The sequence below is a fragment of the Variovorax boronicumulans NBRC 103145 genome (assembly GCF_001591345.1).
GTDB classification, from domain to species: Bacteria; Pseudomonadota; Gammaproteobacteria; order Burkholderiales; family Burkholderiaceae_C; genus Variovorax; species Variovorax boronicumulans.
Genome location: NZ_BCUS01000218.1, coordinates 1 through 4,566, shown reverse-complemented (window position 1 = coordinate 4,566; position 4,566 = coordinate 1). Strand labels below are relative to the sequence as shown.

Below are 4,566 nucleotides of genomic sequence, written 5' to 3'. Positions count from 1 at the left end.
GCCGCGCTGGCGCGCGCCGCTGCCGCCACTTCACAGGACATTCCCGCATGACGACCTCCGCCCCCTCGCTCCATCCCGACGCCCGCGACCGCCTGTACGCCGAGTGCGCGCGCGCCATCACCGAGGCCGGCGTTGAGCGCGAATCGCTGTTCCTCGCGCGGCTCGCGCTGCTGCTGTTCGAGCAGGTCGGCGACGAGGCGCGCTGCCGCGCCGCGCTGGCCGACGCGTTGCGCGCGCTGCCCGTACCATCGCTGTCCGCTTCCGAACAAAAAACAGGAGATTGATCTCATGGATCGCCGCACCCTTCTCGCCACGCTCGCCTCCGGCGCCGCCGTGGCCGCAGCCCCCTTCGCCCACGCACAGGACTACCCCGCGCAACTCATCAAGTGGGTCGTGCCGTACCCCGCGGGCGGCGGCACCGACGTGATCGCGCGCGTGCTGGCCGAGGCCATGCGCCAGACGCTGGGCCAGCAGATCGTGGTCGACAACCGCCCCGGCGCGTCGACCAACATCGGCGCCGACCTGGTCGCCAAGAGCAAGCCCGACGGCTACACGGTGCTCTCGGCCGACAACGCCGTGCTGGCCTTCAACGAGCACCTGTTCAGCAAGCTGCCGTTCAACCCCGAGAAAGACTTCACCTACATCGGCGCCATCGGCAAGTTCCCGCTCGCGCTGGTCGTGCACCCGGACTTCCCGGCCAAGACCTTCAAGGAGTTCCTGGCCTACGTGAAGGCCAACCCCGGCAAGGTCAACTACGCCTCGCCCGGCAACGGCTCGCCGCACCACCTGGCGATGGAAATGTTCAAGGCGCGCACCGGCACCTTCATCACCCACATCCCGTACCGCGGCGCGGCGCCGGCCATGGCCGACGTGATGGGCGGCCAGGTGCCGTGCATGTTCCTGGACCTGGCCTCGGGCCTGCCGATCATGCAGGGCAACAAGGTGCGCGTGCTGGCCATCGGCTCGGGCGCGCGCAGCAAGCGCCTGCCCGACGTGCCGACGCTGGCCGAAGTGGGCGTGCCCAACACCGAGGTGTTCGCGTTCCAGGGCATCCTGGGCCCGGCCGGCCTGCCCGCCGCGGTGGTGAACAAGCTCAACAGCGACCTGAACAAGGCCTTCAGCACGCCGGCCGTGCAAAAGCGCTTCGACGACTTCGGCATGGAAGCGATGCCCGGCACGCCGGCGCAGTTCGCGGCGCTGTCGCGCGCGGAGTCGAAGCGCTGGGGGCCGATCATCAAGCAGGCCGGCATCAAGCTGGACTGATGCCGCCCAGAGGCGTTCGTCCTAGCGGGCGAACGCTTTTCGCGAGCCGTCTTCGAAGACTTCGTCGTCGCGCTGCAGCTCGCCGTTCTCGTCCCAGCTGCGTTCGCGCGTCACGCGGCCCTTGTCGTCGAAGCTCGACTCGGCCAGCAGCTCGCCCTTTTCATTGAAGCGCTGGTGCGTGCCCACGGGCACCTGCCGGCCGCGCCCCGGCGCGAGGTAGCGGCCCTGCGCGGCGCGCTGGCCGCTGTCGTAGAACTCGGTCACGTCGACCGTGCGCTCGCTGCCGGCGCCGCTGTAGACGGCCTTGCTGCGCGGCTGGCCGTTGAGGTGGTAGCTGTCGTCGCTCAGGGGCTCGCCCGCGGCGTTCCAGCGCTGGTCGCGCACCAGCGAGCCGCGGTCGGAAAACTCCTGCTCGCGCTGGCGGATCGACGAGCGCCCGACCAGCAGCCACACGGTTTCACGCCGCTTCACGCCCTCGGACGAAAAACTGCGCTCCACGCGCCGGTTGCCGGTGGTCTCGTCGACCACCGACGGCTTGCCGTTGTCGTAGAACTCCTGCGTGCGCACGCGCTTGCCCGCCTGGTACGACAGCCGCGAGCGCAGGGTGCCGCGCGCGTCGAACAGGTCGACGTTCGAGGGCCCGCCCGTGAAGCCGCACAGCTTGGCATCGTCGGCCACCGGCGCCAGCACCGGTGCCTCGGCGCAGCGCAGCATCGACATCTGGCCGCGCTCGGTGAACTCGACCATGGCGCGCTCGGTGCCGCGGTCGGGGTAGAAGGTGGCGCGCCGCAGCTGGCCGCCGGGGTAGAAGCTGCGCACCAGGCCGCGCTCCTGGCCGTCGTCGTACGTGGCATCGCGCAGCACCTGGCCGCCGGGCGCGAACTCGCGCGCGCGGCCGTGCATGTTGCCCTTGGCGTTGATGGTGTGCTCGCGCGCGAGCTTGCCCTTTTCATAGAAGCGCACCAGGCCCATGAAGACGCCGTTCTGCACCTGCTGCTCGCGCTGGAGCTCGCCGGTGCCGCGGTCCTTGCAGCGCATCAGGCCGGTCTTGCCGGCGGTGCTGTTGCCGTCGGCGGGGCTCACGCGCTGGCCGTTGAGCTCGCACTCCTGCTGCGCATGGGCCGCCGGGGTACCCAGCAGCGCGGCCAATGCGATCGCGGCCGGGCCGAGGAGGGACGCGGCCGCCCGGGGCGCCCGAAGATCGGAAGCGGGCGGGCGCAGGGTCACTTGTCGTAGAGCGTGTCGAGCGAGCGGAAGCCCTTGACCTCGATCGGGTTGCCGAAGGGGTCGCAGAAGAACATCGTCCACTGCTCGCCCGGCTGGCCTTCGAAGCGCACCTGCGGCTTCAGCACGAACTCGGTGCCGGCGGCCTCGAGGCGCCCGGCCAGCGCCTGCCAGTCAGGCAGCGCGAGCACGATGCCGAAGTGCGGCATGGGCACCATCGCATCGCCGACGCGGCCGGTGCGGGTGGTGGCGAAGGGTTCGCCCAGGTGCAGCGAGATCTGATGGCCGAAGAAGTCGAAGTCGACCCAGGTGTCGGTGCTGCGGCCTTCGGCGCAGCCCAGCACGTCGCCGTAGAAGCGGCGGGCGCCGTCCAGGTCGCGCACGTGGAAGGCAAGGTGAAAGATGCTTTGCATGGTTTTGGATTATGGGCAGCGGTGCTGTGAGAATGCCGGACTTTCTTTCAATCATGGAGCTCGCCTTGCGGATACTCCGAGCCCTCGTCGCACCGCTGCGCCTGCTGTCGCGCGGCACCGACCGGCCGGCGCCCCAGCGCCTTCTTGCACGTCTGACCCGCCAGGCCTTCGCGGCTGTCGGTGGTTGTTTCATCGCGGTGGCCGCACATGCCGCCGCCTGCCCGCCCTCGGCCATCGCGAGCCTCGAGAAGCCCGGCATCGGCCTGCGCAACGGCATCGACCGCGGCCTGCTGTGGCGCATCGAGCGCGACGGCCGCACCTCGTGGCTCTACGGCACCCTGCACCTGGGGCGCGGCGAATGGGTGCGCCCCGGTCCCACCGTGCAGAAGGCGCTGGCGCAGAGCGACACGCTCGCGCTGGAGCTCGACTCGCGCGACGACGCCACGGTGCGCGCCCTGAGCCAGCCCGCCGATCCGGCCGCGGTGGCGCGCGTGCTCAGCGGCGAACGCGCCCGCCGACTCGAGCGCCAGAACGCCGAGGCCTGCGTGTCGCCGGGCTCGACCGCCCGGCTGCCGCCCATCCTGCAGGTGACGGCGCTGACCGCGCTGGCGGCGCGCGCCGACGGGCTGTATGCGGAGTTCGGCGTCGACGAGACGCTGGCCGTCTCGGCCCGCAACAGCAACAAGCCGATCGTCGCGCTCGAGAACGCGGCCGACCAGCTGCGCTGGCTCACCGGCGGCTCCGAAGCCGAGGAGGCCGAGCAGATCGACGCCATGCTCGACGAGCTCGAGTCGGGCCGGCTGCGCGGCCAGCTCAAGACGCTGGCCGATGTCTGGGCGCGCAGCGACGCGGCCCGGCTGGCGCGCTACGCCGAGTGGTGCGAGTGCCTGAACACGCCGGCCGAGCAGCGCCTCATGAAGCGCCTGCTCGACGACCGCAACCCCGGGCTGGCCGACGGCATCGAGCGCCTGCATGCGGGCGGGCGCAGCGCCTTCGCCGCGGTCGGCGCGCTGCACATGGTCGGCGCGCAGGGCCTGCCCACGCTGATGGCGGCGCGCGGCTTTCGCGTCACGCCGGTGCTCACCGAGGCGCAGGCGCAGCAGGCGCTGCCGATGCCGGCGCTCGCCGCGCCCGAGCCGCCGGCGCGCAAGGCGGTGCGCGGTGGCAAGAACGTCAAGGGGCAGAAGGCAGTCAAGGGCGCTGGCCAGAAGGCGACCGCGAAGGGCGGGGCCAAGCCGACCGCCAAAGCCGCTGCCGCGCCGAAAGGCAAGGCCGCACCCCGTGCCGCCCCCAAGGCCACCAACAGCAAAGTGCGCCGATAATTGCGACCGCCATGCACACGCTGCGCCCCCACCCCCGCCTGATCGGCCGTCTCGGCCGGTGGGTGCTGCTGTGGTTCGTGCTGTCGCTGGGCGTGGCGGTGGCGTCGCCGGTGGTGCATCCGCAGGCGATGGAACTGGTGTGTTCCGGCGCCGGCACCATCAAGGTGGTGGTGCACACCGAAGATGGCGTGCAGGACATGGGCGCCACGCACATGGACTGCCCGCTGTGCGTGCTGACCGGCGCGCCGCCCCCGCCGCCCGTGGCGGCCGCGTTCGATGCGCCCCTGCCGCTGGGGCGCGTGCTTCAACCCATTCCCGCCGCGCGCCATGCCGCGGCCACGGCC

Annotated in this window: 6 protein-coding genes; 4 read left to right on the top strand and 2 right to left on the bottom strand. The window is 71.6% G+C overall.

The genetic code is table 11. The features are described 5' to 3' along the window. Positions 1 to 47 precede the first annotated feature (47 nt). Positions 48 to 284 carry a hypothetical protein gene (locus tag VBO01S_RS30860; RefSeq protein WP_062482867.1) on the top strand — a complete coding sequence of 79 codons (237 nt, stop codon included), beginning with the start codon at positions 48 to 50 and terminating at the stop codon, positions 282 to 284. Positions 285 to 288: 4 nt separating this feature from the next. After that, positions 289 to 1,263, top strand: coding sequence for a Bug family tripartite tricarboxylate transporter substrate binding protein (locus VBO01S_RS30855; RefSeq protein ID WP_062482864.1), 975 nt, complete (start codon positions 289 to 291; stop codon positions 1,261 to 1,263). 21 nt (positions 1,264 to 1,284) lie between these two features. On the opposite strand, the gene VBO01S_RS30850 is transcribed toward VBO01S_RS30855, so the two are convergent. Beyond that, positions 1,285 to 2,484 carry a toxin-antitoxin system YwqK family antitoxin gene (locus VBO01S_RS30850; protein ID WP_062482873.1) on the bottom strand — a complete coding sequence of 400 codons (1,200 nt, stop codon included), beginning with the start codon at positions 2,482 to 2,484 and terminating at the stop codon, positions 1,285 to 1,287. A 2-nt stretch (positions 2,485 to 2,486) separates the two neighbouring features. Further along, positions 2,487 to 2,900 (bottom strand): VOC family protein, encoded by a 414-nt coding sequence (locus VBO01S_RS30845; protein ID WP_062482861.1) that lies wholly within the window; start codon positions 2,898 to 2,900, stop codon positions 2,487 to 2,489. A gap of 65 nt (positions 2,901 to 2,965) precedes the next feature. Between VBO01S_RS30845 and VBO01S_RS30840 the strand changes: the two genes are divergently transcribed. Together VBO01S_RS30840 and VBO01S_RS30835 are read left to right on the top strand one after the other, a co-directional pair. After that, positions 2,966 to 4,222 carry a TraB/GumN family protein gene (locus VBO01S_RS30840; protein WP_062482871.1) on the top strand — a complete coding sequence of 419 codons (1,257 nt, stop codon included), beginning with the start codon at positions 2,966 to 2,968 and terminating at the stop codon, positions 4,220 to 4,222. A gap of 11 nt (positions 4,223 to 4,233) precedes the next feature. Continuing rightward, positions 4,234 to 4,566, top strand: a 333-nt coding sequence (locus tag VBO01S_RS30835; protein ID WP_062482868.1) for a DUF2946 family protein, incomplete at its 3' end; no start/stop codon positions are given.